The sequence below is a fragment of the Legionella antarctica genome, assembly GCF_011764505.1.
GTDB lineage: Bacteria > Pseudomonadota > Gammaproteobacteria > Legionellales > Legionellaceae > Legionella > Legionella antarctica.
Genome location: NZ_AP022839.1, coordinates 899468 through 921733 on the forward strand (window position 1 = coordinate 899468; position 22266 = coordinate 921733).

A 22266-nucleotide genomic window follows, 5' to 3' on the forward strand; every position below is an offset into this window, starting at 1 on the left:
CAAAAACAGAGTCGAAATTTACCTCTTCGAGGAAGAGTGTGCTCGTGCTTAACCCTATCGTTAAGGAGATTACTTTGCATTTTGAAAACCGTAGAGATTACACAATATTTGGTTGGCTCATATGCGGACTTGGGGCTGTATTTTACAGTTATGAATATTTATTACGTATAGCACCCAGCGTAATGGAAGATGCATTAAGAGAGCATTTTAACTTATCAGCTACAGGCTTTGGTTTGCTCTCCTCTTTTTATTATTTTGCCTATGTTCCTATGCAATTACCGGTTGGTGTATTGCTTGATAGATATGGCCCCAGAAGATTACTAACCTTTGCTTGTTTGATTTGTGTTGTGGGGACATTTTTATTTACTGCCACTCCAGTATTTTGGATAGCAGCAACAGGGCGGTTTTTTGTTGGTTTCGGATCAGCTTTTGCTTTCGTAGGGGTATTAAAACTTGCGACCATATGGCTGCCTGAAAACCGACTCGCTATGGTTTCTGGTATGACTTCGGCTTTAGGACCAATTGGTGCTATGTTGGGTGATAATTTCCTGGAAATGTTCGTTGAAAAATTAGGCTGGATTAAAACCCTAAATATAACAGCACTATTTGGTATCGGGCTGGTTTTTGTTTTATGGCTGGGGATTCACGATAAAAAGGGTCAACACAGACAAAGTGGTACTGTTTCCAGCTTTAAAAAAGGGATGATAGATTTAGGGATCATTATCAGGAACAAGCAGATTTGGGTCAATGGAATGTATGGTTGTCTGGTTTATCTTCCGACCACAGTTTTTGCTGAGTTATGGGGCATACCTTACTTAAAACATGCCCATGGTCTCTCTGCGCAGGCTGCTGGTTTGGCAAACTCATTACTCTTTTTTGGGTTTATAATTGGTGCACCATTGATGGGTTATATTTCGGATAAAATATCTCGTCGAAAATTTCCTATGCTCATTGGCGCCACGGGTGCTGCAATAATTATGATGATGATTTTATATCTTCCTGGATTAAGTGAGACAAATATCCAGTTTCTAATGTTTTTCTTAGGTTTATTATACAGTTCTCAGGCTATTGTTTTTGCAGTTGGTCGAGAATTGAGTCCTGGTGAAGCTGCAGGTACGGCAATGGCAGTAACGAATATGATCGTTATGCTAGGTGCTATGTTCCTGCAACCTTTAGTTGGACGTTTATTGGACTTTAGTCTGTCAACCCATTTAGGGAGTGTCTCCGTAACTGGGGTAACAGATAATATACAAAGGTTATACACGATCGATGATTATCAATTTGCCTTATCTGTTATACCACTTGGTATATTGATTGCAGCCCTATTAACATTCTTCTTAAAAGAAACTTATGCCCATGCACCTAAATAATAAAATTACTAAAAAACAGACAATGTACGGTATTTTAATCTGCTTTGTTGGCGCATTATTTTACTGTTATGAATTTATTCTACGGATTATACCAGGCGCGTTACAAACAGAATTAAGTACTGCTTTAGGTCATATTTCTGCCACTACCTTTGGGCAGATATCAGCCTTATATTATTTTGCTTATTCGCCGATGCAAATGCCTGTAGGCATGTTGATGGATAGATTTGGACCAAGAAAACTTCTAACATTTGCATGCTTATGCTGTACTCTGGGTTCATGGATGTTTACCTTAACTTCGTCAATGTTTCTTGTAGGATCAGGACGATTTTTAGTGGGATTTGGTTCCTCATTTGCTTTTGTGGGCGTACTCTCTCTGGCGTTACATTGGTTACCACGTCGTTATTTTTCATTGGTAGCTGGCTTGATTACTACTTTGGGTATGTTGGGTCTAGTTTATGGCGAGGTTAAAATAACTGAGTGGTCGGTCAGTATGGGGTGGGAACGTGTATTACTATTTATCGCTTTCATTGGCTGTGGGCTGAGTGTTTTGATGTTGCTCGTGGTTAGAGATGGGCCAGAAGGTTATCAGCATAATAAATATCCTCTGCCCGAATTTTTTCATAATGTTCTTAAGGTATTGATGTCACCAGAAGTTTGGTTAATTGGTTTTGTCGGTGCTTGTTTGTATACTTCCCTATCTGTTTTTGGTGAACTTTGGGGGAAGACGTATTTAGAGCAGGCCCATCATTTAACCAAAGTTGAAGCTGCTAAAACTGTATCTGCAGTCTTTCTGGGTTGGGCTGTTGGCGCTCCAATTGCAGGATATTTATCCGATAGAACAGGAAGAAGAGTCCTGCCTTTGGTTACCGGTGCTATCTTGGCATTGATTTGCATCAGCATAGTACTGTATTGGCCTGGCTTATCTTATCTTAGTTTAAATATTCTATTATTTTTGTATGGTGTATTTAGCGCTACAGAAATTATTGTTTTTATTATGGCCAAAGAATGCAGTGGCGCCAAGTTGTCAGGTACAGTATTTGCTGCAACCAATATGATAGTGACTCTTGGCGGGGTAATTTTTCAGCCTTTAGTGGGCAAACTACTGGATACCTTTGGCGATAGTGGGATCGTGGGTGGTGAGCATATTTATACAGTAGAAGATTATCAGGTTGCTTTATCAATACTGCCGATATCATTGTTATTGGTTACTATTTTGGCATTTTTTATCAAAGACCACAAAGAACCAACATTCAATTAATTAATCCATAAAGACGGCAATCAACTCCTTAGCTGGTTGCCGTTGTTCCGCATTGCAGTTAATCCAGCGCGAAACAGGAAAACTTCTGATTTGTGCATTTTGATAATGGCGGCGAGTAAACTCAGTATCATGGTTGGAAATAATGACTGGGATCCCTCGCGCTGCTGTTTTCCTGGCTAACTCAGCTAACTCTATTTGATCTTCTTCAGTAAATTTTTTTTGGGTGTAGGGCAGCGGTTTTGTCACTTTGGAAAGTGGAACATAGGGGGGATCACAATAAATGACATCTCCAGGTTGTGCTAAAGAAAAAGTCTTTCTAAAGTCATTCTGAATGAATTGTGCCTCCTGGCTTTTATTGTGAAAGAGGAGCATCTCTTTACGTGGAAAATAGGGTTTAGCATATAGCCCAAATGGTACATTGTATATTCCCTTCGAGTTATAGCGACACAACCCATTATATCCATGCCTGTTGAGATAGAGAAAAAAAGCTGATTTCTGATAAGAATCGCTTAAGCTATTAAAGTCAGTTCTTCTTTCATAATATTTTTCTTTGCAATTGTCATCGGGTTGAAAATACTGTTGGCAATAGTCAATAAATGCTTCGCCATCCTTTTGCAACGTTGTGAAGATCTGAATTAGATCAGGATTACTTTCTGCCAGAATATAAGAAGAGTAATTCGTATTCATAAAAATCACCCCGGACCCAGCAAAGGGCTCAATTAAGCGAAGACCAGAAGGTAGAGAGGAGATAATTTCGTTCAAACAATTATATTTACTTCCCGCCCATTTAAGAAAGGGCCTGATTTTTGTCATGGTCTTTATTGTTATTTATTTTGAGTGAAGTATCGCTTATTTTTAAGAGAAAAAACAGAATAAAATGCGTACTATTTGGCATGGAAGTATCTGTTTATGGAGTCAGTGCTGTCGCAGTATCAAGTTGAGATAATTACAGCAACTGTTTTTTCTGATTTAGATATAAGCTAAAAATTGGGAACAATGTAATTAACTATTTCAGTAGTGCTTCCAACTATTTTCTTGGAGCATGAGCTGAGTAGGCATCCGGGGGGAGCATAGCGATACCTATTACAACAGGTTGCTTGTCCGATAGCCTATAAAAAATATAATTAGGTATTTTTATGAGTTTTGGGAAGCGTTCTAATACTGATTTGGGTAAGTTGGTATGCGCCATACTTCCTTTGTCCCAAGTGTAATAACCACCTTCATCCCAGATAAAAAGTCCACCATATTGATGTAATTCATTTTCATTAATCCAGGGGCTGTCCTCTGAATCCCAGTTTAAATAGGGGATGGGAGTATCTGTCATATAGGGAATAATCCCGGTTACAAGATAATTTGATCCTGCAAGGAAAGGCAGTGGGGTATGATATTGTTCTTGCCATAGCCTGGATAAAGTCATAGCTATTTGATAATTGGGGAGAAAAGCATCACTCTGGGATCTGGGCACAAGGGTTAAGGTGCTCATTCTGGCGAGAAATAATAAAGAACTAAAGAGGATTAGGGTGGCTGTAAACTTTCTTAATTTTTTTTTAGAAAGAGTGGGGCTTAAATGGGCTACGGCTAAAATACCTAGGGGGAAAAAATAGGGAGTAGACCATCGAGGAGGAAAGTAGTCACCGCTGAGGAGACAGAGAATCAGAGAAAGAATAAAAGGTCCTAATCCGAGAAAAATCAGAAATTGCCATTGGAAAGATTCTAACCGCAGTTTAGCTTGATCCTTACTATAAAATGGCCAGAGTAAAAGAAACAAACCTGCTACATTACCGATACTATTTATCATTGAAGCCAAAGGATGAGTGAGCTGAGTAAAAAGGGTTTTGTTTTGAGTGTACTCTGAAGAAATTTGGGCGGCGTAGGTCAGAGTAATAAAATGATGTTGATACAACCAGATTAGATGGGGTGATATTAACAAGAAAAAAGTCCCTAGTGCATAATAAATTCCTGGTTGTGCAAAACTCTTACGAGCAAGTGGATTAATTAAACAAAATAAAAACATTGGTAAAAATAATAAAGCTACCTGATATTTGGTACAGACACAAAGTGCTGCAAATAATGCTGCAGACAGCCAGTTCATTAAATTCTGTTTCGTCAGAGATTGATAGAAAAATAAGCTTAGCAAAGCCCATAACGGAGATTGGAGTGTATCAGGAGTAAAATTAAAGGAATTAATATTATAAAACAGAATCCCTTCCAAGATTAAGGTAGCGATAAGGGCGTGTCTTAGAGGAAGAATTTGTTGAGCCAGTTTCCAAACGGCGATAAAGGTAACGGATACAGCCAGTTGAGCCAAAAGATAAACTGGCCAGCCAACACTCCCAAATAATTTAGTTACGCCAGCACAAAGCCAGGCTGTCAGGAATGGATGTTTGTTATAACCTAGTTGCCATTGAAGACCCCAGGTGATTCCCTCTAAAGTGTCGTGAGAAACAGTTGGTCTTAACAGGGAAGGCCCAACGGTCCAAAGCAGGGTATGGATAAGTATAAAGAGCCAGAAATAATAATGGGGTTTTCCCACAGCTTCGGCCTTGAATTTTTGCGCAAATTCTGAGTATTTTAAGCTGATTGTTTCAGCCGGGTAGTTTCCAGACATTTGTTTGTTAGATTCTTGTTGAAATAATGAACATTTAAATACTTTAGGAATTATCTGTTAAATTGTTCTATTACACAAGTAAAAGCTATCTTAGCCTTTTTCGTGAACTTTAATTTAAGTATGCCTTTATCTTTTCTTTTCATCAAAATCGGGTGCGGGAGTGCGCGTAAGTGAGGTAGGTATAAAAACGGAAAATTTTAAAACCTGAGCCGATTAATAGATTACTGCGATAATAAGCAACCCTATGGCAATAAAACCGATCAGGCCCAGGCTGGGATTTCCCCCGGGGATCATATGGCTTTCAGAAGGTGCGAGTACACAGGTTTTTCTTCCTCTCCATGCCATAATTGCGGGTAACAAGAGCAATAAAACCACGCAGCAAATACCTGCATAACTCAGTGCATGCAAGTAAATTCCAGGATTAAATAAAACTACGGCTAAGGGAGGAAGGAAGGTTAGCGCAAGAGTGTATTTACCCTCATTGCCTGATTTTTTAAGTTTTAATCCATCTGCCAGGAAATCAAATAAGCCAAGAGAAACACCCAAAAAGGCAGTGACCATACAAATAGAGGTAAAAAAACCAAAAAAACCACTTATCCATTGACTCTGCACTGAATGATTTAACGCCTCTGTTAAACCACTGGTTGCATGTTCAGAGTTCATTAAAGCGATTAGGCCATCTGTACCTTCACGTGATACAACTCCCATAATCACTGCATCCCATATAATATAACAAACTAAAGGGATAAGAGAGCCAAACAGGATCACACGTCTTAATGTACGAACATCATTATCAAAATAGTCACGTAAACTGGGTACTATAGAAGCAAAGCCAAACGAGGTAACTAAAATCATGAGTGTTCCCGTGAACGCTCGGGCGGAACCACCAACTAAACCAACAGGCGAGATATGGGGACTTATAATAACAACCAGCAAAACATAGACACCAAGTTTACCAAACATCAAACCACGGTTTACATAATCTACAGACCGTATTCCTTTATAGACAACAATGCTGAATAAAGCGGTAAAAACGATAGAGGTAATCCAGTTAGGTAAATCAATATGTACTTTATGTAATATACTACTAAATACATCACTACCCCCTGAAATATAGGCAGCGAGTAAAGTATAAAGTAAAAACAGATAGGTTATCCAGGCAATAATTTGTCCTGGAACGCCCAAAGTTGATTTAGCCATGGAAATCATATTACTACCAGCAGGTAGACGCAGATTTACTTCAAGAACCAATAAGGCACCGGCAGTCATTACCAGCCAACAGAAAAAAAGGAAAAATAAGGAGTTGCTAAAACCGACTTCCGCTGTAGAGACTGGAAGAGCGAGCATTCCACCACCTATTGATGTTCCAACTATAAGTAAAATTCCACCAATTAGCTTTGAGTTGAACAATTTATAATCCAAATAGTGCAAATATAGAGCAATATGGTACTTAATTTTGCAAAAAAAGTCAACTTATTTCTTGCTGGATGCTGAAATTTGCATCTAAGCTAAGAACCCCCAAACCTCATGAATCAGCAGAGCAATTGACGCGATAATTACTACAAGCTGAGAGACCTTACCGCCTGGAGCTTTGAAGACTGAAGTATAATGTCTTCGACCAAAATAACACATTAACGCCGGTAAAAGTAATAATAATATAACACAGAAGATACCTGCGTAATTCAGAGCATGAATATAGGCTCCAGGATAATAAATTACAATCAGTAAAGGAGGAACGAACGTTAGAAAAAATAATCCTGCGCCATGTGATCCATATTCTCTCAATTTTAAGCCATCAGCAAGAAAACTGTACAAACAGAGTGATACGCCCAAAAATGCTGTCAACATACAAATTGAAGTGAAAAAATTAAATAAAGCGCTAATCCAAGGGCTTTGAATTTCATCCGATAATAAGCTGGCAAGGGCACTCGTTGCACGAGGATTTTGCATCAGGCTTACCAGTCCTTGACCTCCTTCTGAGGGCAAAGCACCCAGGATGATTGCATCCCAGGCTATATAGCAGATCAAGGGAATGAGTGAGCCAATAAATATTACCTTCTTTAGCGTCTTGATATCATCATTAAAATAATCCCTTAGATTGGGAACAATAATAGCGAATCCAAAAGAAGTAATTAAAATCATAATGGTACCGCCAATATAACGCATATCACCATGTTGAAAATGCTGCATTTCAATATGAGGCGAAATAAACAGGACTAATAAACAATAGACAGCTAATTTACCAAACATCAGCACGCGATTGGTTAGATCGACATAATAGATGCCACCATACACTATTAAACCAAAAATTAGTGTAAATAGTGAACTTGCCTGCCATTCACTAAGGTGAAAGCCAGCTTTAAACAGCAAACTGTTTAATACGTCTGCACCTCCAGATATGTAAGCTGAAAGCAGGGTATATAATAAAAAAAGGTAACTGATCCAGGCTGCTAAGAGACCGTAATTGCCTAAAGTGGCTGCTGCCATGGATACCATGTGTTTTCCTTTAGGCAAATAAAGGTTCGCCTCAAGAATAAAAAACGCTCCAAAAGTCATGAATGCCCAACAAATAACCAGAAAAAGGGAGGATTGCCAAAACCCTGTTGCCGCATTAGCTACTGGCAGGGCGAGCATCCCACCTCCGATTGAGGTACCAACTATTAAAAGAATTCCGCCAATAAATCTTGAATGCATTAATAAACCTTATTTTACAAAAACTGCCTGATGAGCTTGGGCAATCAGACCAGTAAACCATTGAATCTCAATACGTCTGTTTTGGGCACTGCCATGAATCAGCTTATTTTCTGATACTGTATTTTTATCCCCATAACCTTCCGGCTTAAGTCGATATGCTTGAATTCCATTGGCCCAGAGAAAAGTAAGTATGGTTTCGGCCTGTGCCTGAGAAAGCATTCTTTTATGATAACGTGATCCTACATTATCAGTGAAGCCAGCAACATAAATAGGGCTTTGTGGATAAAGTTTTATTAATCTCACTATATTATTTAAACCCGGATAACATAATTCCGTAAGACGTGGACTTTGAAACATAAAGTACTTATCGGTAGGGACGATTAAGGTCATCGTATCGCCATATTCTACAAATTGAATATTTTGTTTGCTTAATTCTTTAACAATATTGGGCTTGCTGTCTTTATATGTACCTATAACTGCACCTATAGTCCCTCCAATGGCTCCGCCAAGAAGTGCTCCAGTTAAGGTACCGCTGGTCAAAGCACCAGCCGCAGAGCCAAAAACAGCACCTCCTGCAGCTCTTCGAGCAGTGCGATGATCGGTTCGAAAATTATTATAGGGTGGGTGGAAGCAACTACTTAGTAAGCAAATCATTAATCCATAACATAGGATTCTTGTTTTAGCTAAATTGAGTGACATATCCACTCCAATAATCAATGATTTTATCATTATTAAGCATCTGGTTTAATTTCGCAATGCAACTTGAAATTAAACTTCCTGTATTCCTATGAATATTCCAAACTATTTAATTCCGTTCGAGGAAACGTTTGTTCTGAACATTAGCCTGGTTTTGTTTCAGGTAATAAATACAACTGGTTATACAACTCCTTTTGGTTAATTGGGCTGTGTAAGATCCCGATATATTTATCAGGTCTAACCAAAAGAAGTGATGGCTGTGTTATTCCAAAATGTTGATGTACGTGCTGTTGCTCATCAAGCCAGGTTCTCAATCGTTTATTCGTAGTTTCCAGTTTGCTTTGCAAAACCAGATGTGTTTGAAGGGTATGGGGATATAGTTCTGCTAGAGAGTCTGCAAGGTTCATTACCTCCGAAACTCTTTTTGAATCATCACCGCTAAAAATAATAAGATGATGCTGGGTGCCTTGAATGATGCTATTCACTGGTTCCATTTTTTGTGTTGTCTGATCAAGCAACTGAAAATCAGGTAAGAATATCCCGACTTTCAAATGTTTCAAGGAGCCTGACTGATGCACTATGGAGCTATTTGCGTAGGTGATATCAAGCTCTGCAATATCAGTGATTACCATTTTTCTAATTTTCTTAAAAGAGGTGATAAATTGGATAAAGGCATTACGCAGTCTTGTTACAAGAGGATTGGTCAAGAGTATCATTCGGGTCATTATGTGGGTTTTTTTTAGTACTGCTTGACCCACTGCAAAGCGCTCTTCGTGATAACTGTTTAATAACTCTGGTTTCGCTTTTCCTTTTTCAACCAGGGCGAGTTTCCATACCAGATTATAAATATCCTGAATTCCAGTATTTAAACCTTGACCTCCCATCGGGCTATGGATGTGCGCGGCATCTCCAGCAAAAAAAATCCGGTCATACCTATATTGCTGTATTTGGCGATGATGAATGGAAAATGGGGTTATCCAAAAAGGATTGGATAAGATTGCTGGATCGGAGCTGCGCTCTTTAAATACTCGATCAATATCATCTATTGAGGGGGAAAGAGTGTTGTCTTTGGGAGCTGTCATGACCAACCTGTAACGTTTATTTCCCATTGGAAAACAAGCTAAAGGGCCCTTGCTGCTAATGAATATGGCCATTTGATCTTCTGGAACAGTCCAATCAACTAACAGATCGGCAAGCCACCAGGTTTGTTGATAAGATGAGCCTTTAAATTTTCCATCTACCTGATGCCGTACTGTACTGTGGGCTCCATCGCAGGCGATGAGCCACCTGGCTTTAATAAATTCACTCTGGCCACTCTTTATTACCGTCGCAGAAATTTCAGTTTCAGTTTGGGTTACATGAGTTAATTCAGTTTCCCATTCTACTTGAATGCCCCTGTTTTGAAGATGCTGATGCAAAATAGTCTCAGTTTGATTCTGAGGAAGATCGATCAAATAATGTCTACTTGCTTCAATTTCTTTTAAATTTACGTGAAACAGAGTTTTACCTCTGGATTTAAAAATTGCGCCAATAACTTGTTGGCCTTGCTTTAAAAACTCATCAATCAGTTCACAATCATCTAAAACATCCAAGGTACGAATATGAATACCCAAGGCTTTTGATTTATCGCTGATGGTTTTTTTCTTATCAATGATTCGACAAGATAATCCATGCCGCAACAGTTCATTTGCACAGAATAGGCCTACTGGTCCTCCTCCAACAATAAGGACATCAATGTTATTTTGTACCACGATTAAAATTCCTTGTAATTGTCAATTATCCACATATTTTAGGTATACAGATTAACCATACATTATTTGATGTATTTTTTTAATCGTTTGGAGAAACTGTTTTGAGTATTGGAGATACATCAGACAGTGTAGTTAGCAGGGTTAAATTGATGAGGATCGTGCAGGGCTTGTCGGCAGGATCCTCTGATAGTGGAACACTAAGTCCCGTGGCAAAGCTATGACACGTTAATAAACAGGTTCTATTGGCCATGGGCTAGTACCTGTCATGTATAAATTGTAGAATTATATGAATCTACATTTTCCTCAGCATCTGTTTCGTTTAATTTTGGAGATGGTTGACGACTAAAAAATGAAATTACATCCTTTTCTCTGCTGTTTTCAAAATTAACCCGATCAAAAGTTTTAAATTCATCAAAACAGTCACTTGCATTTGTTATGGATACAGCGAATAAAATAGCGGTTCCTGCCGTGATTGTAAAACCAATAAGCGGTTCAAGAAACATTAAAGGAATGCCCAATGTGAGACCGGCTGAATATGATGCTGCTGCTACAGCAGTCCAAAAAATGAGTTCACATACTTTAAAAATGTTGTACTTGAGAATATTAAATTGTCTGTCTTCGGTTACGTCATCTATTACACGATTGGCTTCTGCAGCTGTTAATTGCCCTAGCTGTACTTCTGAAGCAGTAGTGATAAATTGCTCATATTGTTGAACAATTTTCAGAGCGGTATTTTCATTTGATGTTTTATCAAAAGCTCGTTTATAAAAATATTTGATCTGACTTGCTTGTTCCTTGAGTTTTATATCTGGATTCAAGTTAGTAAAAAGAGAGTCCAATTCGCGGTTACAGTCTACTATTTTTTTTTTCAGTAATTCTGCATTCTCAAATGAAGGCATGATTTATCTCTCTGGGTTAATGAATATTGATTCAGTAACCATGGGATAATGGTTACAGGAAAAATAACACGTGGTTTTATAGCATAAGTAATTCTAAAAATAAAGTTAGCAAAATGATGCAGTTACATGTTCACTTACTCAAACTTTGTTGAATGGCTTTGTTCAAATGACTTAACGATAAGTTGGATTCAAGACTCTTTTTTAAGCGATCTATTTGTAGACATTTTGATCCTTGCATGAATTCGCGCTTCATCGGACTGGCTCTTTCCCATGCTTGTTCCCAGGACTCATAGGGAGCTGGTTTAATACCCAAAGCTTTGGCAACCTGTTGTTGAATAGTTCCCATCGGTTGAGGATCACCATCCGCAATATTATAGAGAAAGTGTGGCCTCTGGCATTGCGCAAGCAAGTAAGAGATGGCTACTAGATCTCTTACGTAAATATGATTGGTATAGGGGGCTTTATCTTTTTCTATTACCGGTGTTTGATTCTTCGCTGCCTCTACAGGTAAACGCTCAGGTCCATAAACCCCTGCAATTCGCAGCAGTATTGGTTGCATTCCATTTTGGTTGCAATAGCTCAGCCATTGTTGTTCCGCATCAAGGCGGCGCAGCTGACGTGAGTTATTAATGAAACAGCGTGAATCTTCATTTACCCACTCGCCTTTATGATTACCATAGACACCACTTGAACCAAAATAAATTATCTTTTTAGCTCTAACCACACTGTGACTGAGAAACTGGCTTAAAAAAGTATCTTTTTCTCCCTGCGAGGGTGGGGGGATCAAATAATAAATAATAGTATCGGATTCTGTCCAGTTTAATGGTTGATTTAAATCATGAATAAGATGCCTTAGTCGGGGCAGTTTCAGCTCAGGATTTAAATGACGAGATAAAGCCGTAACTTGTTGATTTTTATTTAACAACTCTTGGGCTAAATAGTAACCGCAATAACCATATCCCAGGATTAAATGATGCATGATGACTCTCTATTGATTAATTTGAAAACGGCAAAGATTCTGAAAATCACATTGTTGACAAACGATGGAGTTAACAGGTTGTGGCACGATGTGACCTTGTTGAAATTCGTTGGCCAAAAGAGTTAATTGTTGTTGCCAGTTGTTTCGATAATTTTTCCATGTTTCATCTTTTTTTAATGACGAAACGCCACTAAGTTCCAGTTTTTCTTCACTCAAGCCACTGCAGGTAATGTTTCCTGTTTTGAGTTGCATCAGTAATAAGGTATTGATATCTTTATCCAATAAAGCATAAAGCAATAATTGAGGTTCTTTTGGTCTGTCTTCGTTCCAGGGTTTGTTGGACGTAAAGCCGCTTTTATAGTCTATGACCCATTTCTTGTCTGCAACTTGATCCAGACGGTCAACACGAACTTTGAAATCGACACCAGCCAAATTGATAGAGTAAGAGTGCTCTATAGCTGCAATGGTGAAAGGAGGGCGTTTCTTTTCCCATTCCAGGCTTGCAAGTACCAATCGTTTTAATCGAGTGTACTCTACTTCCTCCACTAAATTGGAGAATGAGTCGCGCTGTAATTGTTTGAGAGGACTTAAGGCCGTATGAATTGTTTTGTCAACAAGGTGATCTAAAGCCTTAGAACTCATATTGACTAATTGTTCCTGGCTTTGCAGGGTTTGCCAGAGTAGCTCCATGACTTTATGAATAATCTGACCTTTTTCTAAATTATTCAGGCCATCTGATGCAGAAATGGAGGGTCTTGCTTTAAGTCGATGCTCTGCAAATGCTTTAAAAGGACACTTTGCTTGATTAGCTAATAAAGCCGTACCGCCTGAAACGCGCTCCTCGGAGCGCAGAGGCGCATTATAACTCTCTTCCCTTCTGATTAAAAAGGACTGCACTACGGGTTCAAAAATTGGAGGTAGTGTTTCAAAGTTAGGAAAATGGGTAATTAAAGAGCAAGGCAAATTGGGGTTATCTCCCTGGAGCCGGGAGTAACTGAATACCGTTTCAGAACTGCCTCTTTGTAATCGTTGAAGGGTTTGTCTGGCAAATTGTAATTCGCGTGCTGGAACACTATGCGGCATAAATAAGTCACGTTGCATCTGAGGTGGAATAAAAGCAGATAGTCGTGTTTTTTGGGGCAGACATTGATCAGTTAATCCCATGACCCAAAGACTATTAAATTCACAACCTGATGCTTCCAGCAAACCTGAAATTTGTATGGGTGCATTCTTTTTTTGTGCTTGAAATATAGTGTTATCGGTCAAATGAGAGAATGCATCAATTGCCTCTTTGGTAGTTAAAGTGGGGCTGATGAAACTTAATTGTCGAAACTCATCAAAAATTACGGAAAAACGAGTAAAGCACTGATGGTTTTCTGAGTCCAATCCATAGTCACCGGGAAAACCTATAGAATTCAAGCGTTCTTGAAACAGTTGTATCCATTCTTGAGGTGAGGCTTTATCAGGATAAGGAATGATACGTTGTAAAAGAGTGGCGAGTTTCGGCACAGGTGTATTTAAATCGGTGATTAGGGCATCTAGTGAGAGTTTTTGATTCAGTAGCGTGCTGTCTTGCAAATAGTGTGACCTGGCTATAAATTCTTCTTTTGCACTGCCAATATAAGGGGATTGAAGAAGCAGGGATGCCTGATGGTGGTTTAAGCTTGTACAGTCAAGGTTAATCCAGGTAAGTGCATGAGCAACCAGAGGATACTCACTTAGTGCTTGGCCAAGTGATATATTAAACAAAGTAGAGTCAAAGTGATGCTGCAATATTCTATGCAAAGAACGGGACTCTTGTTCTAAATTTGGAACAACCACACCGATACGCTGCTCCCCTTTGTCTATTTTTAAATTCAACCAAGACATTAATTGTTGATATTCCTCCTTGCTGTCTTTTGCAGCTAATAATTTTGGTATATTCGACTGTTCTTTTAAATCATAACGATACTGGGTTAGGCCTTGATTATTAAAATAGTGCTGCAGACTTGATTGCTGGGGGTTAAACTCGTCAAAACATGCCCAAATGACAGGTTGAAAAAACAAAGGATGATCCGCATTAATCAAATGAGGAACCAATTGCCGCTCCGTGATGGCATCAAGATTTTTGAGTTGATTATCAAAAATTTGCCACCATCGTTGGAATGTTTGAGTTTGCGGGGTGTATTGAAACGCTTGATTTTCAGGATTAATCTGCCATTGTAGGCTGTATTCCCATGCTTGCATTACTGCATTTAGCAAGCCTTCACTGAAAGTGATATGAGCTTCCGATTTTATAATAGTATGCCATAAGTGGCGGCATTGGGCTTCATTTAACAAAACAGGATAAGTCCGTTCGGGACTTAGAAATTTTAATCGTTGATAGGTATTAATAATTAGAGTGTTGTAGGGTACGCATGTAGGCTTGTCTACTGTCTTATGATTGCAATAACTGAAAAAATACTCTAATAGAGCTGCGCTTAATCTATTGTTTGGGGTTATAACATTTGCCCCTTGAACTAATAAATCAAGAAGTTTATTTTTACTATCCAGATCGTGCATTTATTAAATTTACCTACCTGCAATGTTAAGAAAATTTTGCTAAATATCATCTTATCGATGGGTGATACGTACCCTGTCAGAATGTTCTATTTTGCTTTTTTCAATTGGTGATTCTGGTAATTTGTCTATCTGCTCATTGGGTTGATATGTGGATAAAATATCGTAAACCAATTGACCGCGTAAATACATCGTCGCTAATCCTGAGCCTATTGCCAGTGCGATACCGAAAAGAATATAACTGTAGGCCAGAACATAAAGATAGAAATAAACCATATTATGTAGTTGCGCAATGTATAATATACTGGAATTTTCGTGGTACATAAAGAAAACCAGACCCAAATCAAAAATAGGTATAGAGGCGATGACCATAGAAAACCCCATTAAAAATGTCTTGGCTTTGTACGGCTTTTCACAATGAATAATTCGCTCCCCCATCACTGCCCCAGTGCAAGAAGCTATAAGCATCCCTAAAATTATTGATTGATGGACGGGAATTTTTTCTTCAATTCCAAGGGATGTAAGAAAAGCATTGATAAGTATCGTACCTACAACTGATAATAATCCGAAGTAAATGGCTGAGATTAATCTCGGGTTAGGGCATGTTAGTGCTGGATCGTTATTGTTCATGATGCACCTGATATAGTAGTTTCTATCTATAATTTTAGTACATTATTGGTCCCCCAGTTAATTATTGAGATCTATTTTTAACCTGGTCAAAGAAACGTCATCTTGGGATGACGCTTTACCTGAATTTCCTGGCTTTGAGGATGGGGGTTGTTATAAAATTTTTTAATCCTCAAAAATCTTTTTAATTTTTTCTAATCCTAACTCATGGAGAGTAGCACTATTTCTTTGGGGGATTATTTCAGTATCACCGTATGCGGAAATAGCTTTTTCCAGGTTATCTTCTCGTAACAAATGTACCATAGGATAGGGGGAACGATTGGTATAATTGGATATATCTTCAGGTTCGGAATCAGCAAAATAATAATCAGGGTGAAAGGTCGCCAGCTGATACACTCCTTCATAGTCCTGTTCCTGAAGCAATCGTTCGGCTATATCGACAAAATCCAGATAGGTGAAAAAAAGTTTAAATGAATTTGCAAAGACCAATAAGGTTGTTTCTACTTCTGGATGGTTATCTAAATACTTAATTTCTGTCATCAAATCTTCAAGAGCCTGTGCCTTTTTTGAGGTATTCGATACAGCCACTCTTAATGTTCCTTTATTAACAGGTCCCTTGGCAAAGGGACAAAGATTATATTTCATGATAAATGAACGTACCCAGTTGAGGGTTTGTTTCGTAATTAAGGAATCAGATTGAGTCATAGTCAGATTTATTTTTTGCACTAGCGCGAATTGTACAGATCCACTAAGAAATGACAATTGTTTTCCAATCTCTTATTTTTACTAAAACTGATATCAAATTAACTGATAATCTGCTTATACTAAAAAAAACAACAATAGATTTTTATTATGGGAAAAATTTGTCGTTTTATTTTAAAATTAATCGGTTGGAAGATTATTGGGGAGATACCCAAAGATAAAAAATATATGGTTATTGTGGCACCTCATACCAGTAATTGGGATTTGATTATTGGTTTATTAGGTCGTTTTGCAGTGGAAGTCAGGATTAACTTTCTAGCCAAGCATCAATTGTTTTTTTTTCCTCTGGGTAATTTGTTAAGGGCTTTGGGAGGTATTCCAGTTAATCGTTCCAAAAGAGCTAACAGGGTTGAGGAAGTAGTTGAGTTATATAGTCAAAGTGATAATTTAATACTCGCAATCACACCAGAGGGCACTCGAAGTCCTGTGACTCGCTGGAAAGAAGGTTTTTACCATATCGCATCACAAGCACGTATTCCCATTGTAATGATAGGCTTTGATTATTCGACTAAGGAAATTCGAATTCATGAACCTTTTTGGCCTAGCGGGGAGATCAAAAAAGACTTTTCCCAGTTTAATGCCTATTTTAAAACGATTAAAGGCCGTTATCCGAAAGTGATACCTGATTATCATCCTAAAGATAAGGACTCGTAATGAGGCAATTCAAATCAAAAGTGCTTACGCAAAATATCAAGCTCGTTGCGCATTTCTTCCATTTCTTCCAATAGCTCCAGCGCTAAAGCTACACCTGGCAGATTAATTCCCAGGTCTCTATGGAGGCGAAAAGCAGACTCCAGACGCCGCAGGGCCTTTTGATCCAAAGCGACTTGCTCTATCTGGGTGGCTTGATTATTGAATAAACCCTGCTCTATCATTTCAATCAATAGCTCTTTAGGGATATTGTATTTACGACATACTTCATTGAATGAAATAGTAGTAGTTTCTTCAATAAGCACGCCAACTAAAAAAGTGTCTTTGCTCATGTTTATACTCCCATTTTTTCACGTGGATTAAAGGGCATAACCTGCGCCATTTTTTGATACAATTCTTTGGCTTCTTCCGTTGAGGCTGGCGGAGTAATTATTTTTAAAAGTACATATTGGTTACCGGGGGCAGAACCGGGTAATCCGCGATTTTTGATTCTTAATTTTTGTCCTCCCTGAGAACCTGCAGGAATTTTCAAATCAATTTTTCCTCCGAGGGTTGGCACTACTATGGTCGCACCTAAAGCAGCTTCCCAAGGAGTAATTGGAAGGGTGAAGTAAATATCATTGCCCATCACATCAAACAAGGGGTGTTTCATTACTTCTACGGTTAAATAAATATCTCCTCGGGGACCACCACTGATGCCTGGAGCACCTTGTCCAGCTAATCTAATTTGCTGACCTGATTTAATTCCCGAAGGAATCTTCACCTTAAGGGTTTGTGTTCTGGTTTCTGAACCCTGTTCAACGGGAATTTGCAGGCTTTTCGTTGCTCCCTGAAAGGCTTCTTCCAAACTAATACTGATTTTTCCTTCATAGTTTTGACCGGCCATTGGTTGTTGTTGGTATCGGGCGTGGCCAAATAAGGACTCAAAGAAATCGCTGTCGAATTGCCCCCCTTGAGACTGATAGGCTCTTCCTCGATGGCTAGTTGACTGCTGGGTACCTTGTTTTTGAATGAATTCCCTATTTTTAAGGTATTGATCGTATTCAGCCCTTTTTGCCGGATCTTTTAGTACCTCATAGGCCTCACCCATTTCTTTAAATTGCTCTTCTGCATTGGGTTCTTTGCTAATATCAGGGTGATATCTTCGGGCTAATTTTCGGTATGCTATTTTAATATCTTTTTCCGAGGCATTTTGGTTAACACCCATTATTTTATAATAATCTTTGTCCATATTTATTCTCTCAATCTGACAGGTGCCAACACCATTTCATATCCCAATCAGGGCTAAAGTATGCATGGCCATCATTTTTTCTTCATTAGCTGGTATAACCAGTACGGAAAAGGGTTGCAGGCATTGAATCCTGTCAAGAATGTTCGCTCTGATTAACTCAGAATTTTCCCCTATTCCACCTGTGAATACAATACCATCAACACCCCCTAAAGCAATGGCCATCATTCCTATGTACTGAGCTCCTTTAAGACTGAAGTAATCCAAAGCAAAATTGGCATTGTTATCATCACTGTTTTGTAATTCCTTGACGTCATTGGTTAGACCAGATAGACCCAAAAGTCCTGAATCATCATAGAGTATTTTTTCTACCTCATCTAAGGATAAATTTAAATGGCGCAGCATATAAATAATTGCTCCAGGATCCAGGCTTCCGCATCGGGTTCCCATAGGAAGTCCGTCCAAGGCAGTTAATCCCATGGTCGTATCAATACTGACTCCATTTTGCATCGCACATAGACTGGCGCCATTACCCAGATGAGCTGCAATAATCCGGCCTGTAGCCAATGGAGGGTGATCTGTATTCAGGCTATGTGCTATCCATTCAAAAGAAAGGCCATGAAACCCATATCGTCTGACTCCGCGTGTTCGTAGCGATTTTGGCAGCGCATAAGTAGTAAATAAAGAAGAATGATGGGCATGAAAGGCGGTATCAAAACAGGCAACTTGTGGTAATTTGGGATGAAGTTGTTGCATGATTTCTATGGCTGCTAGATTATGTGGCTGATGTAAAGGCGCTAGAGAGTTGAACTGTTTTAACTGGTTAATAATTGCTGGCGTAACTAACGTACTTTTAGTGAACAGTTCACCACCATGAACAATTCGATGCGCCACTGCTTTAATATCCTGGCTTTGATTTTGATTTATCCACCTCAGTATTTCGCATATTGCCTCCACATGATTACAATCAGAATCAAGAATTTTGGGAGAGCTTTGTTGGCTTTGTTTTTCATCGACTACAGAAAACACTGGCTTAGTACCTAAATCAGATACCTTACCTTTGGCTAGTAAAGGAAGCTGGGGGGTATTTGAAAAAACCTGAAACTTTACGCTCGAAGATCCTGAATTGATAACGACTAAGATGGAGCGTGTCATTAGACTTTACCCGCTTTCCGAGCAGCGGTAATTTTAACTGCTAAAGCACAAGACAACAGTCGAGTCCTTAAGGAATCAGCTCTGCTGGGCAAGATAATAGGTACTCGTGCCCCAAGTACTATGCCTGCGGCATCAGCATGCCCCAGAAAAGTAAGTTGTTTCGCCAGTATATTTCCGGATTCAATTTCAGGAACTAATAAAATATCGGCATCTCCAGCAACTGTTGAGGTTATATTTTTTTCAACTGCGGCTTTTTTGCTTATTGCGTTATCAAAAGCCAAAGGACCATCTAAAATACCATCAGTAATCTGACCTCGATCAGCCATTTTACATAACACCGCAGCATCAACTGTAGCCTGCATTTTAGGATTAACCATTTCAATAGCTGCAAGGATCGCAACTTTGGGTTTTCTCCTCTCATCAAATAAAATGCGCCAAAGGTTAATTGCATTCTGACAAATATCGGCCTTGTCAGCAGCATTAGGTGCTATATTGATTGCGGCATCAGTTATAAAGAGTGGTTTATGATAAGTGGGAATATTCATTACGTAGACATGGCTGAAACGATATTTAGTGCGCAATCCGGAGGTGACCGGGACTGCTGCAGACATTAATTCGTCAGTATGCAGAGAGCCTTTCATGATGGCGTCTACCTTACCTGCAGCAGCAAGTTCTACAGCTTTTATTGCCGCGGCATGACTGTGTTCTGTATCAATAATTTCCCAAGGCGTTAAATTTATTTCTGCGTCTATTGCTGCCTCTTTAATTCGTGCTATCGGACCGATTAAAATGGGAATGATGAGGCCAGCTTTCACCGCATCAGCAATCCCTTTAATAACATGTGTTGTTACTGGATGAACAATTGCTGTTTTTATAGGTGGTAAATCAAGACATGAAGCAATTGTTTCATTAAACTTATCGTGATTGTGAATTTCAACATGGGGAAGTTCAGTTCGAGCCACACGAATTTTTTTGGTGGGCGCTATGACTTTTGCAAGTCCCTCAATTACTGTCTCTCCCTTCTGATTGACACCTATGCAGTTAAAGTCAACTGTTTTTTTATTGGAATCTTTATTGCTGACAGTAATGGTTATGATTAAATTATCATTAATGCGCACCGGTCTTTTAAATTGAATGTCTTGCTCCAGGTAAATAGTTCCTGGGCCAGGTAATACAGTACCCAATAAGGTGGAAATCAGGGCACCTGACCACATGCCATGGCCTACCACCTCATGAAAAATATCACTTTTAGCAAAACGTGGATCCATATGAGCAGGATTCACATCTCCCGACATCGCAGCAAACAAATCAATATCATCTTGGGTTAACGTGCGGTTTAGACTGGCTTGCTGTCCAATGGTCAATTCATCAAAAATAATATTCTCTAGAAATTTATCACCCATCATTGCTCTCTTTATTTTTGCAGCACATAAGTTCCTGGTGCTGGGGGTAATTTTTTATTTAGATGGGGTGGATTAACACGTGTGGGTGTTGAATGTTTTACTAACCACTCATGCCAGGCGGTCCACCATGATCCTGTTTTGGATTGTGCTTCGTTCAACCAGGTATTTGGATCAATATAGGGAGAATCTTTTTTTCTTTCACGGATATAATAACTACGTCCAGCATGTCCGGGTTCACTTATTATTCCTGCATTATGTCCACCATTAGTTAGGACAAAAGTGAGGTCCTTATTAATCAGTAAATGAGTTTTATAGACTGATTTCCAGGGAGCTACGTGATCTTTTTCGGTGCTGACTACGAAGGCAGGCGTTTGTATGTTTTCAGCAACGATATGATGTCTATAGTGGACCCCAAAAATGAGACAGTGGTGTAAAATAGAAACCATTGTTAAACGGGGTACCAAGTGGCTAAAAAAAAATTTACATCTGACTTCAAAGCAAAGGTAGCAATTGAGGCATTAAAAAGTCACAAGACGACCAATGAATTGGCATCTGAATTTGAGGTGCATGCAACACAAATCAATCTGTGGAAAAAACAATTACTGGATGGAAGCAAGCAATTGTTTAGCGGCAAGCATGACAAAGACATGGACTCCATCATACAAGAACGAGATCGATTATACACGCAAATAGGCCAGCTAGCGGTTGAGTTAGACTGGCTTAAAAAAAAGACCGGTCATCTAAGTTGAGCGTGCGGGAGAAGCGAGCCATGATTGATGTCAATCACCCTACACTCAGCATCGTACGCCAATGTGCATTGGTTAATTTGTCACGCGCTAGCTACTATCGCACTGCTGGCGAAGGAATATGTACCGAGAGCCCAGAGAATCTGGCTTTGATGGTCTTGATTGATGAGGAATACATGCGCCATCCTTTCTATGGAAGCAGAAAGATGCGTTCTTATTTACGTCGCCTTGGCCATGACGTTAACCGTAAGAGAGTGCAGCGTTTGATGCGGATCATGGGTCTGGTTTCAGTGGCACCAAAGCCGAATACGAGTAAAAAGAACAAGGAACAAAAGGTTTATCCCTACTTGCTACGTGGTTTAGTGATTGATCGACCCAATCAGGTTTGGTGCACCGATATTACCTACGTTAGGATGCAAGGAGGCTTTGTATATTTGGTGGCAATAATGGACTGGTATAGCCGCAAGGTGCTCTCTTGGAAGGTATCAAACAGCATGGATGATGACTTTTGTGTAAGCGCGTTGGAGAGCGCCATCAGGCTCCACGGCAGGCCTGATATTTTTAATACGGATCAAGGCTCCCAGTTTACCAGTAAGGCGTTTACCGATGTTTTAAAAGACCATGACATCAAAATTAGCATGGACGGGAAAGGTCGATGGATGGATAATGTGTTCATTGAACGGCTATGGCGTTCAGTCAAATATGAAGATATTTACATAAAAGAATACGGAACAGTTTTAGCACTACGAAATGGTTTAAGGGTGTATTTCAAGTTTTATAACGACGAAAGACCTCATCAATCATTTGGAATATACACGCCGTCAGAGGTTTATGCTGGCCTATATGAGGCTGCAGCGTAATGGAATGCCTGTGGATATGTGGACGCGTCCTGCGGATCAGC

At 39.2% G+C, this 22266-nt stretch carries 18 protein-coding genes and 2 pseudogenes; 4 read left to right on the forward strand and 16 right to left on the reverse strand.

Annotated elements, in window-relative coordinates:
* Positions 1–74 precede the first annotated feature (74 nt).
* Positions 75–1370 (forward strand): MFS transporter, encoded by a 1296-nt coding sequence (locus HRS36_RS04380; RefSeq protein WP_173236383.1) that lies wholly within the window; start codon positions 75–77, stop codon positions 1368–1370.
* Positions 1351–2628, forward strand: coding sequence for an MFS transporter (locus HRS36_RS04385; RefSeq protein ID WP_173236384.1), 1278 nt, complete (start codon positions 1351–1353; stop codon positions 2626–2628). The genes HRS36_RS04380 and HRS36_RS04385 overlap by 20 nt, the downstream gene beginning before the upstream one ends.
* Here HRS36_RS04385 and HRS36_RS04390 read toward each other — a convergent pair whose 3' ends face one another.
* The 11 genes from HRS36_RS04390 to HRS36_RS04440 all read right to left on the reverse strand — a co-directional run bounded on the left by HRS36_RS04390 (position 2629) and on the right by HRS36_RS04440 (position 16125).
* The gene (locus tag HRS36_RS04390; protein ID WP_173236385.1) at positions 2629–3441 is read right to left on the reverse strand and encodes a DNA adenine methylase; all 813 of its coding nucleotides are present in this window, start codon (positions 3439–3441) and stop codon (positions 2629–2631) included.
* A 214-nt stretch (positions 3442–3655) separates the two neighbouring features.
* A complete protein-coding gene (locus HRS36_RS04395) occupies positions 3656–5236 on the reverse strand; it encodes a glycosyltransferase family 39 protein (protein ID WP_173236386.1) in 1581 nt (526 codons plus the stop codon).
* A gap of 213 nt (positions 5237–5449) precedes the next feature.
* Positions 5450–6646 (reverse strand): amino acid permease, encoded by a 1197-nt coding sequence (locus HRS36_RS04400; RefSeq protein WP_173236387.1) that lies wholly within the window; start codon positions 6644–6646, stop codon positions 5450–5452.
* A 93-nt stretch (positions 6647–6739) separates the two neighbouring features.
* Positions 6740–7930 (reverse strand): amino acid permease, encoded by a 1191-nt coding sequence (locus HRS36_RS04405; protein WP_173236388.1) that lies wholly within the window; start codon positions 7928–7930, stop codon positions 6740–6742.
* Positions 7931–7939: 9 nt separating this feature from the next.
* A complete protein-coding gene (gene cmpA, locus HRS36_RS04410; protein ID WP_173236389.1) occupies positions 7940–8629 on the reverse strand; it encodes a C-OmpA-like family protein CmpA in 690 nt (229 codons plus the stop codon).
* A 140-nt stretch (positions 8630–8769) separates the two neighbouring features.
* Complete coding sequence (locus HRS36_RS04415; RefSeq protein ID WP_226905572.1) at positions 8770–10377, reverse strand: FAD-dependent monooxygenase; 1608 nt, start codon at positions 10375–10377, stop codon at positions 8770–8772.
* 263 nt (positions 10378–10640) lie between these two features.
* A complete protein-coding gene (locus HRS36_RS04420) occupies positions 10641–11276 on the reverse strand; it encodes a DUF5638 domain-containing protein (protein WP_173236390.1) in 636 nt (211 codons plus the stop codon).
* Between the two features lie 130 nt (positions 11277–11406).
* On the reverse strand, positions 11407–12255 hold the full coding sequence (locus HRS36_RS04425) for an SDR family oxidoreductase (protein WP_173236391.1): 849 nt from the start codon (positions 12253–12255) through the stop codon (positions 11407–11409).
* Between the two features lie 9 nt (positions 12256–12264).
* Positions 12265–14796: a PD-(D/E)XK nuclease family protein gene (locus HRS36_RS04430; protein ID WP_173236392.1), complete on the reverse strand. Its 2532-nt coding sequence runs from the start codon at positions 14794–14796 to the stop codon at positions 12265–12267.
* A gap of 51 nt (positions 14797–14847) precedes the next feature.
* A complete protein-coding gene (locus tag HRS36_RS04435; RefSeq protein ID WP_226905573.1) occupies positions 14848–15423 on the reverse strand; it encodes a hypothetical protein in 576 nt (191 codons plus the stop codon).
* 162 nt (positions 15424–15585) lie between these two features.
* On the reverse strand, positions 15586–16125 hold the full coding sequence (locus tag HRS36_RS04440; RefSeq protein WP_173238454.1) for a DUF1415 family protein: 540 nt from the start codon (positions 16123–16125) through the stop codon (positions 15586–15588).
* 147 nt (positions 16126–16272) lie between these two features.
* On the opposite strand from HRS36_RS04440, the gene HRS36_RS04445 reads away from it, so the two are divergent.
* Positions 16273–16836 (forward strand): lysophospholipid acyltransferase family protein, encoded by a 564-nt coding sequence (locus HRS36_RS04445; protein WP_173236393.1) that lies wholly within the window; start codon positions 16273–16275, stop codon positions 16834–16836.
* Between the two features lie 14 nt (positions 16837–16850).
* On the opposite strand, the gene HRS36_RS04450 is transcribed toward HRS36_RS04445, so the two are convergent.
* The 5 genes and pseudogenes from HRS36_RS04450 to HRS36_RS04470 form a co-directional block, all read right to left on the reverse strand.
* Complete coding sequence (locus tag HRS36_RS04450; RefSeq protein ID WP_173236394.1) at positions 16851–17165, reverse strand: chaperone modulator CbpM; 315 nt, start codon at positions 17163–17165, stop codon at positions 16851–16853.
* A 2-nt stretch (positions 17166–17167) separates the two neighbouring features.
* Entirely contained in the window at positions 17168–18064 is an 897-nt protein-coding gene (locus HRS36_RS04455; RefSeq protein WP_173236395.1) for a DnaJ C-terminal domain-containing protein, read from the reverse strand.
* A gap of 36 nt (positions 18065–18100) precedes the next feature.
* Positions 18101–19216: an acetate/propionate family kinase gene (locus HRS36_RS04460; RefSeq protein ID WP_173236396.1), complete on the reverse strand. Its 1116-nt coding sequence runs from the start codon at positions 19214–19216 to the stop codon at positions 18101–18103.
* A complete protein-coding gene (locus tag HRS36_RS04465; RefSeq protein WP_173238455.1) occupies positions 19216–20619 on the reverse strand; it encodes a bifunctional enoyl-CoA hydratase/phosphate acetyltransferase in 1404 nt (467 codons plus the stop codon). The genes HRS36_RS04460 and HRS36_RS04465 overlap by 1 nt, the downstream gene beginning before the upstream one ends.
* 11 nt (positions 20620–20630) lie before the next feature.
* A pseudogene (locus HRS36_RS04470) lies at positions 20631–21011 on the reverse strand (PHA synthase); the annotation flags it as partial.
* Positions 21012–21083: 72 nt separating this feature from the next.
* On the opposite strand from HRS36_RS04470, the pseudogene HRS36_RS04475 reads away from it, so the two are divergent.
* A pseudogene (locus HRS36_RS04475) lies at positions 21084–22225 on the forward strand (IS3 family transposase).
* Positions 22226–22266 lie beyond the last annotated feature (41 nt).

What these genes read in the sequence shown, in the direction of transcription:
- HRS36_RS04385 (WP_173236384.1), top strand. Translation starts at nt 1,351, where the DNA reads ATGCCCATGCACCTAAATAATAAAATTACTAAAAAACAGACAATGTAC.
- HRS36_RS04390 (WP_173236385.1), bottom strand. Translation starts at nt 3,441, where the DNA reads ATGACAAAAATCAGGCCCTTTCTTAAATGGGCGGGAAGTAAATATAAT.
- HRS36_RS04395 (WP_173236386.1), bottom strand. Translation starts at nt 5,236, where the DNA reads ATGTCTGGAAACTACCCGGCTGAAACAATCAGCTTAAAATACTCAGAA.
- HRS36_RS04405 (WP_173236388.1), bottom strand. Translation starts at nt 7,930, where the DNA reads ATGCATTCAAGATTTATTGGCGGAATTCTTTTAATAGTTGGTACCTCA.
- cmpA (WP_173236389.1), bottom strand. Translation starts at nt 8,629, where the DNA reads ATGTCACTCAATTTAGCTAAAACAAGAATCCTATGTTATGGATTAATG.
- HRS36_RS04420 (WP_173236390.1), bottom strand. Translation starts at nt 11,276, where the DNA reads ATGCCTTCATTTGAGAATGCAGAATTACTGAAAAAAAAAATAGTAGAC.
- HRS36_RS04425 (WP_173236391.1), bottom strand. Translation starts at nt 12,255, where the DNA reads ATGCATCATTTAATCCTGGGATATGGTTATTGCGGTTACTATTTAGCC.
- HRS36_RS04430 (WP_173236392.1), bottom strand. Translation starts at nt 14,796, where the DNA reads ATGCACGATCTGGATAGTAAAAATAAACTTCTTGATTTATTAGTTCAA.
- HRS36_RS04435 (WP_226905573.1), bottom strand. Translation starts at nt 15,423, where the DNA reads ATGAACAATAACGATCCAGCACTAACATGCCCTAACCCGAGATTAATC.
- HRS36_RS04440 (WP_173238454.1), bottom strand. Translation starts at nt 16,125, where the DNA reads ATGACTCAATCTGATTCCTTAATTACGAAACAAACCCTCAACTGGGTA.
- HRS36_RS04445 (WP_173236393.1), top strand. Translation starts at nt 16,273, where the DNA reads ATGGGAAAAATTTGTCGTTTTATTTTAAAATTAATCGGTTGGAAGATT.
- HRS36_RS04450 (WP_173236394.1), bottom strand. Translation starts at nt 17,165, where the DNA reads ATGAGCAAAGACACTTTTTTAGTTGGCGTGCTTATTGAAGAAACTACT.
- HRS36_RS04455 (WP_173236395.1), bottom strand. Translation starts at nt 18,064, where the DNA reads ATGGACAAAGATTATTATAAAATAATGGGTGTTAACCAAAATGCCTCG.
- HRS36_RS04460 (WP_173236396.1), bottom strand. Translation starts at nt 19,216, where the DNA reads ATGACACGCTCCATCTTAGTCGTTATCAATTCAGGATCTTCGAGCGTA.
- HRS36_RS04465 (WP_173238455.1), bottom strand. Translation starts at nt 20,619, where the DNA reads ATGGGTGATAAATTTCTAGAGAATATTATTTTTGATGAATTGACCATT.